This is a genomic window from Bacillus sp. FJAT-49736 (genome assembly GCF_018343615.1).
Taxonomy (GTDB): domain Bacteria; phylum Bacillota; class Bacilli; order Bacillales; family Bacillaceae_C; genus Margalitia.
On record NZ_JAGYPI010000002.1, the window covers coordinates 159,907 to 176,191 of the forward strand.

The following is a 16,285-nucleotide window of genomic DNA, read 5'->3' on the forward strand; positions in this document are numbered from 1 at the left end:
TTTATCATTTAGTGCACTGCATTAACCAAAATTCCCGGTAACATAATCTTCCGTTTGCTTATGCTGAGGATTTGTAAAAATGTCCTTTGTTTCCCCAAATTCAATCAATTCTCCCATATAGAAAAAGGCTGTAAAGTCTGAAATTCTGGCTGCTTGATGCATGCTATGCGTCACGATTGCCACCGTATAATCTTTTTTCAATTCGGTAATAAGCTCTTCTATTTTTCCTGTTGAAATCGGATCGAGCGCAGAGGCTGGTTCATCGAGAAGGAGCACATCAGGTTCCATCGCTATAGCTCTAGCTATACATAGGCGCTGCTGTTGCCCTCCGGACAGGTTTAATGCTGAGCGATGCAAGCGATCCTTTACTTCCTCCCATAGCGCAGCTTTTTTTAGGCTCTTTTCGACAATCTCTTGGAGGACATGTTTATTTTTTATCCCATGGTGCTTTGGTCCGAATGCAACATTTTCAAAAATCGACTTTGGAAATGGATTTGGACGTTGAAAAACCATCCCTATTCTCTTCCGAATTTCAAAGACATTTACATTCGGTTCATTTAAATTCATCCCATTATAGAGAATTTCCCCCTCCATTCGGCAGCCTTGGATTTCGTCATTCATACGGTTAATGCTACGCAGAAATGTAGACTTACCGCAGCCGGATGGTCCGATTAATGCCGTAACCTGATTTTTATAGAAAGGCAAGGACACTTTATGAATGGCTTGGTTTTTACCGTAATAGACATTTATATCCTTTGTTTCAATTGCCATCTCCTTTGGCAATTCTATTGGAGTTTCTTGCACTAAATAGATGGAAGAATTTTCTTCCTTTTTTAAAACTGTGGAAACCATCATTTTTCCTCCTTTCTGCTACGCCGCAGTCATACGCTTATATAGTAATTTTCCGATCCAGCGTGCTCCAATATTAAACACTAAGATTACTATTACTAAAAGTGCAGAGGCACCACTTGAGATAGCCGCAACATCCGGCATTAGTCCCTCCCCATTAATTTTCCAAATATGAACAGCTAGCGTTTCAGCAGGTCTTAATGGATTTAGTGGTGAAGCAGGATCCAATGGATTCCAATTTGCAAAGTCCAGATTTGGCGAGCTCATCCCAGCTGTATAAATTAATGCAGCTGCTTCTCCAAACACTCTCCCAGAGGCTAAAATGATTCCAGTAACAATTCCCGGAATGGCTGCCGGAACTAGAACATGTTTGATCGTTTCCCATCGAGACACTCCAAGTGCTAGACCCGCTTCGCGCTGTGCACCAGGAATTGCCCGAATAGAGTCCTCTACTACCCGCACCATTAGCGGAAGATTAAATACTGTTAAGGCAAGAGCTCCGGATAAAATGGAAAATCCCCAGCCCATATAAAGGACGAATAATAGAAATCCAAATAGTCCAACTACAATGGAAGGCAGCGACGATAAGACCTCAATCGCCGTTCTTAAAATGGTTGTAAAAGCATTTTTCTTTGCATACTCAGCCATATATATCCCAGCTCCTAATGATAAAGGGATACTAATGACCATCGTTAATATTAGAAGATAAAAGGAATTAAATAATTGAGGACCAATCCCTCCACCTGCGCGAATGCCTTGCGGCGGTGAGGTAATAAAATGCCAGTTAATATTAGCAATCCCTTTTAAAACAATATATCCAATGAGTCCCGCCAATAAGATAACGATAAAGGCGGCAATTAGATAAAAAACTGCTGTTGCAATACGGTCCGCTATTTTTGCATTCATTAAAATTACCTCCTGCGGCCTAATATACGTACAATCATAATAAAGAATAACGACATAAGAAGCAGGACAAGTGCAAGTGACCACAATGCATTATTTTCCACTTGGCCCATGACGGAATTCCCCATTCCCATCGTTAAAATACTTGTTAAGGTGGATGCTGGTTCTACCAATGAATGTGGAATAATGGTTGAATTTCCGATAACCATTTGAACAGCCAACGCTTCACCAAAGGCACGCGCCATTCCAAATACAATTGCGGTTAAAAGCCCTGACCTTGCTGTTTTTAACACTACCCGAAAAATGGTTTGCCAGCGGGTAGCTCCTAATGATAAGGATGCCTCTCGAAGTTGATTAGATACTCCATGAATGGCATCAATAGATAAACTCGTAATGGTTGGCAGAATCATTACGGCCAGTACAAGTGTCCCGGCTAATATTCCAAATCCGCTTCCAGAAAAGCTATTTCTTAATAAAGGAATCACTATGGAGAGTCCAACAAAGCCATATACAACAGAAGGAATTCCAACTAACAGCTCTATGATTGGCTGCAGTATTTTTTTTCCGAATTTCGGTGAAATCTCTGTCATGAACACTGCTGCTCCTATCGAAAGTGGAGCACTTATTAATGCTGCAAAAAAAGTAACTGCAAAGGAGCCAGCTATTAAAGGAAGTGCACCAATCAGTGGTCTTCCTAAAGCATCAAGGCTACTAGGCGACCAATCCTTCCCCGTAAAAAAGTAGGCGATGCTGCCATGGTTAACAAAAAAAGTACTAAGACCCTTTGTTGCAACGAAAGATATAATAGAGATGGTTACTAATATCATGATAAAGACAGCTGAAGCTGTTACAATTCTTCCACGTCGTTCCGTCCAAAGCTTTGTGGTAGTATCCCAGCTTTTATCCGATACATTAATTTCTTTTATTTCCAAGATGTTTTCCCCTTTCACTAGAGGTAAGACTCTTTTTTGCACTAGATTGATAAAAGGCTTCAGACCCAATCATCCTTTCGAGATGAACGGGCCTGTACCAGCTTTATTTATTCGTTACATTTCCTTTTGCGTCACGATCTACCTTCATACCTGTCATTGCTATATATCCAAGATCCGGAACTAATGAAGACTGAATGGAATCACTTAACATGTAGTCAAGGAACTCTTTTGTTAAACCTTTAGGCTCCCCATTTGTATACATATGCTCGTAAGCCCAAATCTTCCAATCATTTGTTTCCACATTTGCATTTGTCGGATCTACACCATCTACTTTTAATGGTTGGATAGTATCATTGAAATAAGAGAATGCTAGATAGCTAATGGCACCAGGAGTTTGGCTGACAATTTTTTGAACAGTACCAGATGAATCCTGCTCTTGTGCTTTCACCGGTGTTGCACCATCTAAAGCCAATTTCTCAAAAACTGCTCTTGTTCCAGAGCCTTCAGCACGGTTGATAATCACAATTTTTTCATCCTTGCCGCCGACTTCTTTCCAGTTTGTTATTTTTCCAGTAAAGATATCAATTAGCTGTTGCTTCTTAATATCCTTTACACCTACTTCTTTATTTACAACCGGTCCCATACCAACGACCGCTACTTTATGGTCTACAATCTTGCTTGCATCTACACCTTTTTCCTCTGCGAATAAATCAGAGTTACCGATGTCTACTGCGCCTTCTACCACTTTACTTAATCCTGTTCCGCTTCCTCCGCCTTGAACATTGATGGTAGTTCCGGCATTTTCACCCATATATTGACTAGCAGCTTCTTCTACAAGCTGTTGCATGGCTGTTGAACCAACTGCTGTTATAGAGCCGCTTACTGATGCTTTTTCTTTTTTATCTCCATTTGATGAGCTAGAATTCGATGAGCTGCTATTTCCGCAACCAGCTGCAATAAATGCAAACATGAATACCATGCCTAACATTGCTACTAATCTTTTTTTCATTTTTTGTTGCCCCCTAATTCATTTTCTTTAACTTACAAGTTTAAGATAATACTTGGGTGTTAATGTGGTATTAATGAAATGTTAAGAGTTTGTAAAGATAGAAAAGCGGAATCGCCCAATCATTAGTTCTGGAGCTATTCATAGATAAATCTTGTAATAAAAAGAGCTGCTCTTCAAAGCAATAAACACTTTGCGGAGCAACTCTTTTATTTTAGGAATGATAGATTGTCGTTCTATTTCTACCTGCATTTTTTGATTGATAAAGAGCTTGATCTGCTCTGTTAATAATATCTTTCGGATATCGATCGTTTTCGTGGCGGGAAGAAATGCCTAGTGAAGCAGTTATAGGAGAACCAATCGGACTTTCCACAGTCTCTATTAACTTTCTTAACGTCTCCGCTATAGTAAATGATTGTTCTTCCTGTTTATGTTTCACTAATATTCCAAATTCCTCTCCTCCATAACGGAAAGCAAGATCCTTTGTATCTACTTCTTGCATCATTAGGGAAGATAGAAATTTTAATACATCGTCACCTGCTAAATGTCCAAATGTATCATTCACCTTTTTAAAATGATCAATATCCAGCATAATGACAGAGAAGGCAATTCCTTCGTCGAACCATTCCTGTATTTTGGCCTCCATTGTTCGGCGGTTTGCCAAGCCTGTCAGCCCATCTATTTGAACTTGATTATTTAACAAATTCAAGTAGTTCCGGGTATGGTAAAAAAGCTTTTGAAACTCGTAGATACGAGACTTTACATGAAATTTCTCCATCTCGACGGAGGATGATTTATGATAAGCATCCTCCGTAAATTCAGCCAGTACATTAATCGGTTTAGATAAATTTCTGGCAACGATCCATGATACAAATAAAATGATGCACAATATAGGCAAGGATTGATAAGCTACCTTCTTCATTAAACTAAAAAGCGGTTTTCCTATCACGTATGTTGGGGTTTGCGAGACAATTCCCCAATCACTGTTTTTTTCATAGGTATAGCCAGCAAAAAATTCTTTTCCTTGGCTGTTAATGACTTTTGAATGACCGCTTTGACCCTGCATTAATTTTTGCACTACTTTATTTTGGCTAACATCCTCGTAAATTCTTCTTTTATCCGGATGGTATAAAATTCTACCTTCTGAATTAACTACATAAACATAAGAGCCATTTTTCATCTCATGTTCCCGTAATAAACTATTTAAGGCATTATCGCTTTCCAAATAAATGGTGCCGCCAATTACACCTTTATAATTTCCTGATGTATTAAAAATAGGTGAGGAAATTAGGACGATCAGTTGTCCAGAAGCACCTCGATATGGATGGGAAATAAATGGTTTTTTTATGGATAACGCCTTTTTCATTGTTTCAGATTGAAGGCGTTCCCCAGCCTTTACCGTTCTTCCCTTATATTGAATAATTGATGGGCTGATTAGCTGAATAGTCCCATTTGTATCGGTAATAAAGATGGAGTTAAATTCATTCGCCCTCTTCCATGCATCTAGGTCCAGTTGACTAAATGTATCATGACTCAAAAAACCAGCAATAGTATTAACATTTAATTGCATATGCTCCAACAATTGTGATGTACTCGAAGCTAATTTTTTTGCATATTTATAATTACTGTCTAAATAGCTGTTTGCTAAAGAGGTTCTCATTGCTTTCTGAGCCGAATACAAACTCCCAATAAGCGTAAAAAGGATGGTAAAAAGCACTAATAAACTTAATGCAGTTCCCAGCCTTATTCTTTTTCCTTGCAGCATGTAATATACTCCTTCAAAAAATTAAAAGGTGAGTACAATTACCCACCTTTTCCATATTATCAACATTAATTGACAATGTATATGCAATTTTTATTCTATCCATGTTTTTTTAGGAAGGGTGATCAAAAATGAGGTCCCTTTTCCTTCTTTGCTTTTGACCTCGATAGATCCATGATGCGATTCGACCAAATGTTTTACAATCGCAAGGCCAAGACCTGTTCCTCCCGAATTTCTGGACCGCGCTTTATCCACTCTATAAAAACGTTCAAAAATTCTCGGCAAATCCTTCTCCGAAATACCAATCCCTGTATCTTTTACAGTAAGTTTAATTTCTTTATCTAATTCCTCCACATGTATCTGAATCATGCCGTCCTCAGGGGTATAGGTAATAGCATTGGCTACAAGGTTAAGAATGATTTGCCTTAATCGGTCTTTATCGGCATCGAGAAATACTTTACCCCGTTCAGGAAGAATCATGTTAATTGCCTTCTTATTAATTTCCTCTTGAATAGTTTCCACTGTTTCATAAATGATATCTATAATATTTAACGATTCAGGATGGAGAGGCAGCCTATGCTGTTCTATTTTTGATAATTGTAAGATGTCGGCAATCAACCGATGCAGGCGCTCACTTTCATCATATATAATTTGCAAAAAGGAACGGCATAAATTTTCATCATACATGGCTCCATCCAGCAATGTTTCTGCAAATCCCTTTAACGAAGTGATTGGTGTTTTCAATTCATGGGAAACATTTGCTACAAACTCGCTTCTCATTTTTTCCAGACGTCTAATTTCCGTGATATCATGAAGAACCGTGATAACTCCGTTAATATCTCCATTCACACCAATAAGTGGTGCTAAGTGAGCATCAAGTATTCGCTCCTTTGGTACATATATGTAGACCTCTTCATGGAGAGTAGAGCCTTCCTTCAGTGCTTGGTCAATTAGTTTACTTAAACCGAAGCTCTTTCCAGCCTCAATATGTAACTTGCCTATTAAAGAACTTGCAGATGTTCCGATTATTTTCTCCATCGCCGGATTTACAAGTGCAATTCTGCCATTTTGTTGAATCAACATTACACCGCTGACCATGTTCGTCAAAACACCAGTTAATCTCTGCTGATTTTCACGAATTTCATCCATTTGTTTTTGCAAGCTAATGGCTAATACATTGATAGCATTAGATAGTTGTTGAATTTCGCCGGATGTTTTCAGCCTTACTCTACTGCTGTAATCATTTTCCGATAAATTACGGGCGACTTGAATGATTTCCTCAATCGGCCTTGAAATGCCTTTCGCTAATTTAATTCCAATTATACTGGATAATAGGAGCGTTACTCCCATCGCCAATCCAAGGCTTAGCCATAGCTTTATAATCGCTTGTTCAATGTTCCCTAATGTATATGCGGCACGTATGACACCTATCGTTTTATGATCATGTTGAATTGGAATGGCGACATACATCATATTAAACCCTAACGTGTGACTATATCGCACGGATTCACCAAATTTTTTATGCTGCTGGACAATCTTTTTGAATTCGGGACGATTCGAATGGTTTTCCATTTTTTTAGGATCATCTTCCGAATCGGCTAAAACCTTTCCAGATGTATCTATGATAGTAATCCGCGGCTGATTTTTTTGATAAAAACGGTGGACCGATTGCTGCAAAGTTGGATTCCCGCTCGTTAAATTGGATACGTTAATCACTTTGGAGACTAAATCAGCATCCTGAAGCAGCTGCTGCCTTGTCATGTCCATATATGTTTTTTTCATCATATCCGCAATAAAAAATCCCATTCCTAGCAAAACAACAAATAATAGGATTAAAAAGGTGAGCGAAATGCGCAGCCAAAGCTTTTTCATCATTACATTCCTTCCATTTTATAACCGAACCCTCTGATTGTTTTAATATACTGGGGTTGTTTAGTATCGAGTTCAATTTTTTCACGAAGATGGCTAATATGAACATCAACAATTCGTGTATCCCCTGCATAATCATAATCCCAAACGGCATTTAATAGTTGATCTCTGCTTAACACTTTTCCTGAGTGTTGTGCCAAATATAACAATAATTCAAATTCCTTTGGTGTTAACTCCAATTTTTCGCCTTTAAAACGGGCTTCAAACTGTTCAGGTAAAATACGGAGATCACCAATTATTATATCCTTAACAATAATAGATTCTTCTTCTTCATTGGTTCTTGTCCGACGGAGGATTGCTTTCACCCTGGCTACTACCTCTCTCGGGCTAAACGGTTTGGTCAAATAATCATCCGCACCGAGCTCAAGTCCTAGAATTTTATCTAATTCATCGTCTTTTGCAGTAAGCATTAATATCGGAGTGTTAATTTTCTCTTGACGAAGTGACTTGCAAATTTCCATTCCATCCATTTCCGGAAGCATTAAGTCTAGAACAATAAGATCCAATGATTCCTGACTTGCAATAGAATAGCCATCCTTACCATTATTTGCTGTAACTACAGTGTAGCCAGACTGCTCCAAATTAAACTTCAGCAATGTTACAATCGATGGTTCATCATCTACAACTAAAATTTTCGTCACTATGATAATCCCCTCTCTGGAATAGACCTATTCGATATCATTCTACATTGTGCTCCAAAAATGGGAAAGAAAAATAATAAAAAAAGCGAAGATTCCCTTCGCTTCTTAACTTGATTTTATTACATATTTGCAGAAATCTCCGCCCTTGGCCATGCAGCAAACCTGTTCCACCTTATCGGTTTGGAGGACTTTCTGAAATAAAGAGTGCTCGCATGAACAAGCTTTGTGATAATTGCTGGCTACCTTGAAAATGGGACAATTATATTCCACAAATTCAAACTCGCCATTTTCGTTTTCCTGCCATTCCACCATATAGCCATTTTCGTTTTGAATATCGGCAAGAACAGCAACCCTTTCCTTTAGATCATTATCCTCTATTCTTGCTTTATATTTTTCCTCCAATCGTGCCTCCCTTTTTTGGAAAAGGGCATCGACCATTTCTGGTCCGCTTAATTCTTCAATATCGCGAAGAAAATCTACCGTCATCGCCGAATAATTTTTCGGGAACCATTCTTCACCTGTTCTTGTCAAAGAATACAGCTGAACTGGACGACCCATATTTTTTCGAATCGTTTCCGTTTTAATATTATCCTCCGCCTCAAGCTGATTTAAATGGCGGCGTACGGCCATTCCTGTAATGCCTAGATGGCCCTCCAATTCGGATACCGATAATCTTTTATATTTTTTCAACAGATGCATTATTTCATCCTTTGTAGACAAAACACTCACCACCATTTTCTCACAAATTTTTAAGGTTCTTATATATGAAAACAACTATTTATAATTGAATAAACCAAACCATTTTGGTACATTAATTATATCAACTTTTTATACATAAATGTATAAAAATATTCAATAAAAGATAATGTATGCATATTTTATAATAAAAACAACAGGAAAGACATATTACAATGAGGAGATTTTACATGAAATTACTTGGCATTTCCGGCTCAGTTTCAGGCAGAAAGACACGAATAATGGTTGAAAAAGTTTTATCATCAGCAAAAGAGCAATTTCAAGATATCACTACAGAGCTCCTTGACCTAAAGGAATATAATGTTCAATTTTGTGACGGGAGAAACCCGTCAGATTACACAGGTGATACAAAGAAGGTTATCGAAATGGTCACAGCTGCGGATGCATTTATTATTGGCACTCCAATCTATCAAGCTTCCATGACAGGGGCATTGAAAAATTTGTTTGACCTTGTTCCAGTTTCGGCTTTTAGCGGCAAGGTAATTGGCTTCCTGGCAAATGGCGGAACCTATCAGCATTATTTGGTCATTGAAAATCAATTAAAGCCAATTGCAGGCTTTTTCCGCTCCTATGTTGCTCCAAACTATGTGTATGCTCATGATGAGCATTTCAACCAACATTATGAAATTATTGACCAAAATGTATTGAATAGAATCGATACCCTAGCAAAACAAGTGGTCACAATGCAAAAAAGTTTTGAAAAAATGGTTTTTTGAATTAGAAAAATAAGTTAAGATTAAATTAAGTACTTTAAAATATGATAATATATAGAAGGAAAAACTTTAAGGTATGTCAAATCATATCTCGTGAAAATATTATTTACCTAAGAAATTCGCGAAAACTGAATTTCATCCATAGGTGCAAGGAAAAGGTGGTTAATTCATATGGCTTATGTCATTACGTTCCCATGTCAAGCTGAAAAAGCAGCTGAGTGTGTAGAGGTTTGCCCAGTTGATTGTATTGCGGAAGGAAAAGATCAATTTTACATTGATCCAGATATTTGCATCGATTGTGGTGCTTGCCAAGCGGTTTGTCCGGTGGATGCAATCTTCCATGAGGAAGAATTACTCGATGAGGACCAACCATTCTTAGAAAAGGCTCGCCAGTTCTTTACATCATAATCGTTTTTAGATTTTAACATTCTGTACAAAAACATCCTAAACAAATAAATGAACACGTCCAAGCATACTTGGGCGTTTTTATTTTTGCAAAAATAAGGAAAGGGCTGTTCAAATGAACAGCCCTTTCGATTTATAATGATTTTTTATAATTATTTTTCGATTTCCTGCCGAAAATGGAGTTATAAAACTTAATAATCGCATCCGGTATTGGATTTAAGAAACGCTCCAGTTTACATATAATAAAGGCAACGATTGCAGCTACAACAATACTTCCTACCACATCAAATGGATAATGAACACCTACCCAAACTCGAGAGAAACCTGTAATAATCGCTAAAATAATCATCGGTACCCCAATTTTTCGATTGCGTGCCCATAAAGCAAAAGCAATTGCAAAGGCCCCTGTTGCATGGTCGCTTGGAAAGGATGCATCTGGTGCATGTTCAATTAAGATGTGTACGTGATGGGTTACAAATGGACGATCCTCATAATAAATTTTTGAAATAACAAAATTCATTGCTAGAGCAATAATTCCAGTCCCTAAAGCATAAAGTCCCATCCTTTTGCTCTTGTTTCCTCCTAAAAACCATATTCCAAGCAAACAAAGCGCATATATGACAAGAGCATAATTCGTGAAGAAAATCATTAAGTCATCTAAAATGGTAGAGTGACCGGATAAATTGTGAATGGATTGATATAATTGATAATTCATTCTGTTAATTCCTACTTTCTATTTATGATAAATCTAAACTTAAGACGGAAATTTTCTAAAGAATGTTTCATGAGATTTTTGCAAAAATTGATTCCTACATAAAGAGACCCTATTATTAAATAAAAAGTTCATATAAAATAAAAGTGTTAAATTTACCCATTAACTAAAGTGTTTATGATTTAAAAATTACATACACACTAAAAATAAGTACATTTTATTTTACATAATAAATTCAAATAAAACTACCATTTTCGCGAACTTTCACGCACGTGAAGCGGTCTATTATTAAGAAAGGTGCTTTGGTATAGACTGTTTATTTACTTTTATGTTTTATATCTTATTAAAGACTTAGTTCAGGGAATCTTTTCTTTGAAAAATATTAACTAATCTTACAAAAACTTTGCGGAACTAGGATTTTCATCTACAAAAGCGAAAAAGTTAAAAAAAGACCCTTGAAACTTGTAATCAAACATGGAGGAGTAAAAATTGAATTTACTTATTCATTTAATAGACCAATACGGTTATATCGTATTATTTTTTTCACTAATGCTAGAGCTTATCATCGTTCCAATACCTAATGAGATATTGATGAGTTATGTCGGATACCTAGTCTATCAAGGAAAGATGAATTTATTCTTAACTATTCTATTTGGTGGGCTTGGTGGCATCATTGGGGTTACAATCTCTTATTGGATCGGATACAAACTTGGCGCTCCCTTTTTTAATAAATACGGAAGTAAAATTCACATGGGGCCAGACAAAATTGAAAAAATGGGACAATGGAACCGCAAATACGGGAAAAGGTTATTGTTGTTTTCCTATTTTATTCCTGGGGTTCGCCATATAACGAGTATATTTTCCGGGATCACTAGAATTTCCTTTAAGCAATACGCCATCTTTGCCTATATCGGTGTGTTTCTTTGGGTCGGAACCTTTGTGACTCTTGGTAAAATATTCGGTCCAAAATGGGAACAATTTCATCAGCAGGCAAAGATTTACGTGATTATTGGCTGTGTCCTTATTGGGATCATATATTTATTATATTTCTTAATCAAAACAAACAAAGAAAAAATCAAACAAAATTTGATTCTATTATTTGTGTATACGTTTAAACGCTTTAACAGCTTTCTTAAAATAAAATTATTGATTTTTTTCATCACAGTCATTTTCATTGCTTTGTTTAGTTTGATGATTAGTGTAATTCAAGGTTTTATAGCAAATGAATTCCAACAGTTTAATGACATCGCTAATACTGTTGTCCAATATGTATTTAATCAAAATTGGACGCATTTGATGAAATGGTTCAGTGGACTAACTTCCTGGAAATCCTTATTGGTGGTAGGAATACTTACCGTCATTTGGATCGCCTTTAAAGGAAAAAATAAATTATTGGAATATCAGTATTATGTCATCGGCATTATTGGCGGTATATTATTAAGCAAAGGTCTACCCCTGCTTTTTAATATGATTACAAAGGGTAAATTAGTAAGCAAAAATTTCCCTAGTGAAGAAACTCTGCTATCCATTGTGATATTTGCTTATTTCATGTATGTAGTCGTCCGTCATAGCAAAAACAGTCTGCTGAATACCTTTATTGTAAGCCTGGAAATACTAATTTTACTTGTTATTACAGCCAGCAATATATATTTGGGGTACCAGCATCCAAGTGATCTTGTCGCAGGTTACACCTTTGGAGCTGTTTGGATTTGTTTAGTTATATTGTTAATTGAATTGTCGAGACTGCTGAATCTGATTAAACAATCCTCACCAGCAAAATGATGCTGAACGCTCAGTTTTGAGCGTTCTTTTTTTCTAAAGCTTGATTAGGTTTTCCCACTTTCCGATTAATTTTGGAAAACAAGATCGGCGTTTGGTTACGCTTACTGCTCTGCTTCCTCCTTTTCAGTCACCAAAGGTCTTGTTTGGTTTCCCAAATTGCTCTGTTCCCCCTTTTCGGTCACCAATCGCCTTGTTTGGTTACCCAATTCCCTCATCTTCTCCCTTTTCGGGCACCAAAAGCCTTGTTTGGTTACCCAACTCCCTCATCTTCCCCCTTTTCGGGCACCAAAAGCCTTGTTTGGTTACCCAACTCCCTCATCTTCCCTCTTTTGGGGCACCAATGGCCTTGTTTGGTTCCCCAATTCCCTCATCTTCCCCCTTTTCGGGCACCAAAAGCCTTGTTTGGTTACCCAACTCCCTCATCTTCCCTCTTTTCGGGCACCAATGGCCTTGTTTGGTTCCCCAATTCCCTCATCTTCCCTCTTTTCGGGCACCAAAAGCCTTGTTTGGTTACCCAATTCCCTCATCTTCTCCCTTTTCGGGCACCAATGGCCCTGTTTGGTTTCTCCAATTGCTCTTGTCCCCCCTTTCATCAACAACCCATTGTTGCTAGTTCTTAGTAATTTAGTAAAAAAAAATATTAGAACTTGGTTTTGCACGCATATAATACCGCAACCTCTAAAGCAAAAAAAATAGACCAATCATTTAAATCGGTCTAAATCGAAAAATGCTCCATATGAGCCTTCTTCTTTCTATACATATTATCTATTCGTGTAAAATAATGTCCTTGCTTTTGCAAAGCATCCAGAACATATTTTAAGCCTTCAATCGTATAAGCGGGTGCATCTTCATTTGCCCCCCAGGTTTCACCGCTATCATGCAATAAAATAATATCTCCAGGCTTAACATTATTAAGAATCCCGTGAATTATCTTTTCACTGCCGCCGCTACTGCGCCAATCACCAACCATCAGCGACCATAAGACCAGCTTATATTTTCCTGCTAGGAATAAATCAAAGAAATTCAATAGACCCCATGGCGGTCGATAATAAATCGGTCTTTTACCTGTAATCCCTTCTATAATAGAAGCAGTCCTTTTTAAATCCCGTCTTACTGTCCATGGCATCATCCCCCAATTAGAACGATGCACATAATTATGCATACCGATTAGATGGCCCTCCCGATGCATTCTTAAAATTAAATCAGGATGCTTTTCCGCTTTTGAACCAACAACAAAAAAAGTAGCTTTCACATGATACTTTTTTAATAAATTGAGAAGCTCTCCTGTGTATTTAGGATCCGGACCATCATCAAAGGTAAAAGCAATGGCGGAATTTGCCTTGTTCCTCCGTAGGACACCTATGCCTATCCACCTCGAAAAGGCAAAGGGAACAAACATATAAACAATAATTGCTATCAAAACAATGAACAGTGCAAGCAAGATGTGCATCCCTTTCTCATATTCGTTGCTTATTTTCGCATAGATACAGCTATTCTCATATTACAAATTCTAATAGTTTCGGGCATCTTTTTTTTAACAAGGAACCCTATTAATCAAAAATAAGGTTTTTAATAAACATTCGTCTGAAAAATCAATCTAAGTTTCCGAAAAGAGCCTTTATATATGGCTATAAAAAGCCCCTTCCCTTTTCAATAAACGATTCGTTCTCCATTTTGTCATCAGAGATAAATCTGCTTCGTAGAAGGGTTTTTGATAAAACATCAAATCCCTAATAATATGGACCGCATCAAAAGCTGCCTCTTTTTTCTGCAGGCTCCGCGCATTTTCTTTCATTTGAAACATGGTTTGTACATTATTTAAAATGCCAGTAATAGCATTCATAATTTCAGATGGATTCTTTGCTTGAACAGCAACGCCGGATTTTGTTAAAAATAAGGCATTATCCTGTTCCTGTCCAGGCAGCGGCTTATATAAGATCATTGGCATTTCCATTGCAATCGCTTCTGAGGTTGTCACCCCACCAGGTTTGGTTACAATTAGATCGGAAATTGCCATTAATTCTTGGACATTCTCGATAAAACCGAATAAATGAAAACGATGTTTGGATGATTTTAATTCCATCTCTAATTGTTTCCGTAATTTCTCATTGCGGCCGCACAGTATTATAAACTGCGCTTTAAACGGCAGCTTATCCAATATATCCGTCTTTAACAATCCCTCTCCAATTAATCCATCACCGCCACCCATAATTAAGATGGCAGGAAAATTAGGCTGTAATCCATACTTCTGAACCCATTTTTCCTTCTCCATCGGCTGCAGGAACTTTGTTCGAATCGGGATACCTGTACTGGAAATTTGCTCGTCGGATATCCCCAAACGAATCAATTCCTGTCTTACTCCATTTGAGCCGACAATATAATGATCTGTGAATGGATGAATCCAATAGCTATGAGTAGAATGATCTGTAATAACTGTTACAAGCGGTACATTCGTTAGACCATATTCCTTTAATTTTGAAAGGATGCCTGCCGCGAATGGAAAGGTGCATATGACCACATTAGGTCGGATTTGCTGCAATAGTTTCAGCATTTTCCCCATACCGCTTGACATTATTGTATTTAAGCCCGTTGAAAAGGCATTGCGATCATGTGTTTTTTGATATAAATAACCATATAGCTGTGGAAGCTTTTGAATACTTTTCATATATACGTAATGACTAATAGGATACATATTTGGATGTGCCCAGGCCATGAAATCAACCACAACTGTATCATATTCATGGAGACGGAGATCAGCCGCTTCTTTAATAGCATTTGCCACTTGTTGATGTCCTTGACCGAATGTCCCTGATAAAATCAGAATTTTATCCTTCATTTTCATCACCATATTATTTCTCCTCCAATACCTTTAACGGAATTTCCCTCTTAAAGGAGGATATATACTTAGGTATTATCCTTTGAATTTTTTAGGATCTTATTAAGAGACTTCTCTAATAGAGAAATAGTTCATGGTAAATGAAAAAATTTATTTAAGTATTACGGTAAATTATGATTTACAAAAAGAAAAACCCTTTAAAAACAAAGGGTTTCAATTATATCTTTTTTGTTCTGTTAGTAAACTTATAATGCAACCATGAAACGGATAAACCGATGGAAAACCATGATAAAACTAGTAGGAGAATACCGCCAAATAGCGGAAAGTTTGCTGCCGCAACTATTAATGCTGAACCAGCTAGGAGTGCTACCCATTTTGGTTTGCCCTCAAACATGCGAAATTGGTTTCCTAATTGACCACTTACAAAAACGAGACCTATTACAAAGGATATTAGAACCCCTATAAGAATCAAAATAACGACTGGAATTCCAATAATTAGAATCGTTAGTAAAACACTTACTACAAGTAGTGCCAAGCTAGATATGAAGCCAGTAATAATCAATTTTCCAGGCTTCAGTGCTATTCCTTCAGGTAAGGCATTCAGCCTATGCTTGGTTGCAATACCTACAATTACTGTAATCAATACAAGGAGTATGCTTATCGCCAGACGAATAATCCATGACGCCAGAAAAATTAAGCCCCCGAGAATAAAGCTATCTTTTGTTTGATCATTGAAATTTAATGAAATAATTGGTTCGGTAACCTTTGCACCGATTTCCTGATTGATTTGTCCGCCAATCACGAGCACCGGACCTTTAATATTTGCTGTTTTATTTATTTGCAAATTCCCATTTATTACAACGACAGCCACTTTTACCTCGCCATTTATAGTTGCATTATTACCGAGTACAATGACATTTTCAACCTTTTCATTTTTCGGAATAACTGTTTCCTTTTGATTCAAAACATTTTTTTCCGCTGCTAACGCTGGATTCAGCAGAAGAGAGGAAATAATGAGTATTACTAAACTACTGAAAAGAAGCTTAAATCCTTTCATCC

The 16,285-nt window shown here is 37.2% G+C and carries 15 protein-coding genes; 3 read left to right on the forward strand and 12 right to left on the reverse strand.

The genetic code is table 11. From position 1 onward, the window contains the following. Positions 1-21: 21 nt before the first annotated feature. The 8 genes from pstB to KHA87_RS12430 form a co-directional block, all read right to left on the reverse strand. Entirely contained in the window at positions 22-855 is an 834-nt protein-coding gene (gene pstB / locus KHA87_RS12395; protein WP_213094481.1) for a phosphate ABC transporter ATP-binding protein PstB, read from the reverse strand. 15 nt (positions 856-870) lie between these two features. After that, a complete protein-coding gene (gene pstA, locus KHA87_RS12400) occupies positions 871-1,755 on the reverse strand; it encodes a phosphate ABC transporter permease PstA (protein WP_213094482.1) in 885 nt (294 codons plus the stop codon). Between the two features lie 5 nt (positions 1,756-1,760). Next, the gene (gene pstC / locus KHA87_RS12405; protein WP_213094483.1) at positions 1,761-2,702 is read right to left on the reverse strand and encodes a phosphate ABC transporter permease subunit PstC; all 942 of its coding nucleotides are present in this window, start codon (positions 2,700-2,702) and stop codon (positions 1,761-1,763) included. A gap of 85 nt (positions 2,703-2,787) precedes the next feature. Next, on the reverse strand, positions 2,788-3,693 hold the full coding sequence (locus tag KHA87_RS12410; protein ID WP_213094484.1) for a phosphate ABC transporter substrate-binding protein PstS family protein: 906 nt from the start codon (positions 3,691-3,693) through the stop codon (positions 2,788-2,790). 211 nt (positions 3,694-3,904) lie between these two features. Continuing rightward, positions 3,905-5,455: a sensor domain-containing diguanylate cyclase gene (locus KHA87_RS12415; protein WP_213094485.1), complete on the reverse strand. Its 1,551-nt coding sequence runs from the start codon at positions 5,453-5,455 to the stop codon at positions 3,905-3,907. Between the two features lie 90 nt (positions 5,456-5,545). Beyond that, entirely contained in the window at positions 5,546-7,324 is a 1,779-nt protein-coding gene (pnpS, locus tag KHA87_RS12420; protein WP_213095152.1) for a two-component system histidine kinase PnpS, read from the reverse strand. Between the two features lie 2 nt (positions 7,325-7,326). After that, on the reverse strand, positions 7,327-8,025 hold the full coding sequence (locus tag KHA87_RS12425) for a response regulator (protein ID WP_213095153.1): 699 nt from the start codon (positions 8,023-8,025) through the stop codon (positions 7,327-7,329). Positions 8,026-8,127: 102 nt separating this feature from the next. Continuing rightward, the gene (locus KHA87_RS12430) at positions 8,128-8,742 is read right to left on the reverse strand and encodes a helix-turn-helix transcriptional regulator (RefSeq protein WP_249310378.1); all 615 of its coding nucleotides are present in this window, start codon (positions 8,740-8,742) and stop codon (positions 8,128-8,130) included. Positions 8,743-8,948: 206 nt separating this feature from the next. Between KHA87_RS12430 and KHA87_RS12435 the strand changes: the two genes are divergently transcribed. Both KHA87_RS12435 and KHA87_RS12440 read left to right on the forward strand, forming a co-directional pair. Continuing rightward, entirely contained in the window at positions 8,949-9,494 is a 546-nt protein-coding gene (locus KHA87_RS12435; RefSeq protein ID WP_213094487.1) for an NADPH-dependent FMN reductase, read from the forward strand. Between the two features lie 168 nt (positions 9,495-9,662). After that, the gene (locus tag KHA87_RS12440) at positions 9,663-9,899 is read left to right on the forward strand and encodes an indolepyruvate ferredoxin oxidoreductase subunit alpha (RefSeq protein ID WP_213094488.1); all 237 of its coding nucleotides are present in this window, start codon (positions 9,663-9,665) and stop codon (positions 9,897-9,899) included. A gap of 130 nt (positions 9,900-10,029) precedes the next feature. Here the strand turns inward: KHA87_RS12440 and KHA87_RS12445 are convergent, their stop codons facing one another. Continuing rightward, positions 10,030-10,611 (reverse strand): undecaprenyl-diphosphatase, encoded by a 582-nt coding sequence (locus tag KHA87_RS12445; RefSeq protein WP_213094489.1) that lies wholly within the window; start codon positions 10,609-10,611, stop codon positions 10,030-10,032. 486 nt (positions 10,612-11,097) lie between these two features. Here KHA87_RS12445 and KHA87_RS12450 point away from each other — a divergent pair, with 486 nt between their 5' ends. Then, on the forward strand, positions 11,098-12,390 hold the full coding sequence (locus tag KHA87_RS12450) for a VTT domain-containing protein (protein ID WP_213094490.1): 1,293 nt from the start codon (positions 11,098-11,100) through the stop codon (positions 12,388-12,390). A gap of 715 nt (positions 12,391-13,105) precedes the next feature. Here KHA87_RS12450 and KHA87_RS12455 read toward each other — a convergent pair. The 3 genes from KHA87_RS12455 to KHA87_RS12465 all read right to left on the reverse strand — a co-directional run bounded on the left by KHA87_RS12455 (position 13,106) and on the right by KHA87_RS12465 (position 16,283). Next, on the reverse strand, positions 13,106-13,840 hold the full coding sequence (locus KHA87_RS12455) for a polysaccharide deacetylase family protein (RefSeq protein ID WP_213094491.1): 735 nt from the start codon (positions 13,838-13,840) through the stop codon (positions 13,106-13,108). Positions 13,841-14,008: 168 nt separating this feature from the next. After that, the gene (locus KHA87_RS12460) at positions 14,009-15,238 is read right to left on the reverse strand and encodes an MGDG synthase family glycosyltransferase (RefSeq protein WP_213094492.1); all 1,230 of its coding nucleotides are present in this window, start codon (positions 15,236-15,238) and stop codon (positions 14,009-14,011) included. A 205-nt stretch (positions 15,239-15,443) separates the two neighbouring features. Next, positions 15,444-16,283: a hypothetical protein gene (locus KHA87_RS12465; protein ID WP_213094493.1), complete on the reverse strand. Its 840-nt coding sequence runs from the start codon at positions 16,281-16,283 to the stop codon at positions 15,444-15,446. Positions 16,284-16,285: the final 2 nt, after the last annotated feature.

Coding starts and splice junctions, on each gene's coding strand:
- pstB (WP_213094481.1), bottom strand. CDS start 855: ATGATGGTTTCCACAGTTTTAAAAAAGGAAGAAAATTCTTCCATCTAT.
- pstA (WP_213094482.1), bottom strand. CDS start 1,755: ATGAATGCAAAAATAGCGGACCGTATTGCAACAGCAGTTTTTTATCTA.
- KHA87_RS12410 (WP_213094484.1), bottom strand. CDS start 3,693: ATGAAAAAAAGATTAGTAGCAATGTTAGGCATGGTATTCATGTTTGCA.
- KHA87_RS12415 (WP_213094485.1), bottom strand. CDS start 5,455: ATGCTGCAAGGAAAAAGAATAAGGCTGGGAACTGCATTAAGTTTATTA.
- pnpS (WP_213095152.1), bottom strand. CDS start 7,324: ATGAAAAAGCTTTGGCTGCGCATTTCGCTCACCTTTTTAATCCTATTA.
- KHA87_RS12435 (WP_213094487.1), top strand. CDS start 8,949: ATGAAATTACTTGGCATTTCCGGCTCAGTTTCAGGCAGAAAGACACGA.
- KHA87_RS12440 (WP_213094488.1), top strand. CDS start 9,663: ATGGCTTATGTCATTACGTTCCCATGTCAAGCTGAAAAAGCAGCTGAG.
- KHA87_RS12445 (WP_213094489.1), bottom strand. CDS start 10,611: ATGAATTATCAATTATATCAATCCATTCACAATTTATCCGGTCACTCT.
- KHA87_RS12455 (WP_213094491.1), bottom strand. CDS start 13,840: ATGCACATCTTGCTTGCACTGTTCATTGTTTTGATAGCAATTATTGTT.
- KHA87_RS12460 (WP_213094492.1), bottom strand. CDS start 15,238: ATGGTGATGAAAATGAAGGATAAAATTCTGATTTTATCAGGGACATTC.
- KHA87_RS12465 (WP_213094493.1), bottom strand. CDS start 16,283: ATGAAAGGATTTAAGCTTCTTTTCAGTAGTTTAGTAATACTCATTATT.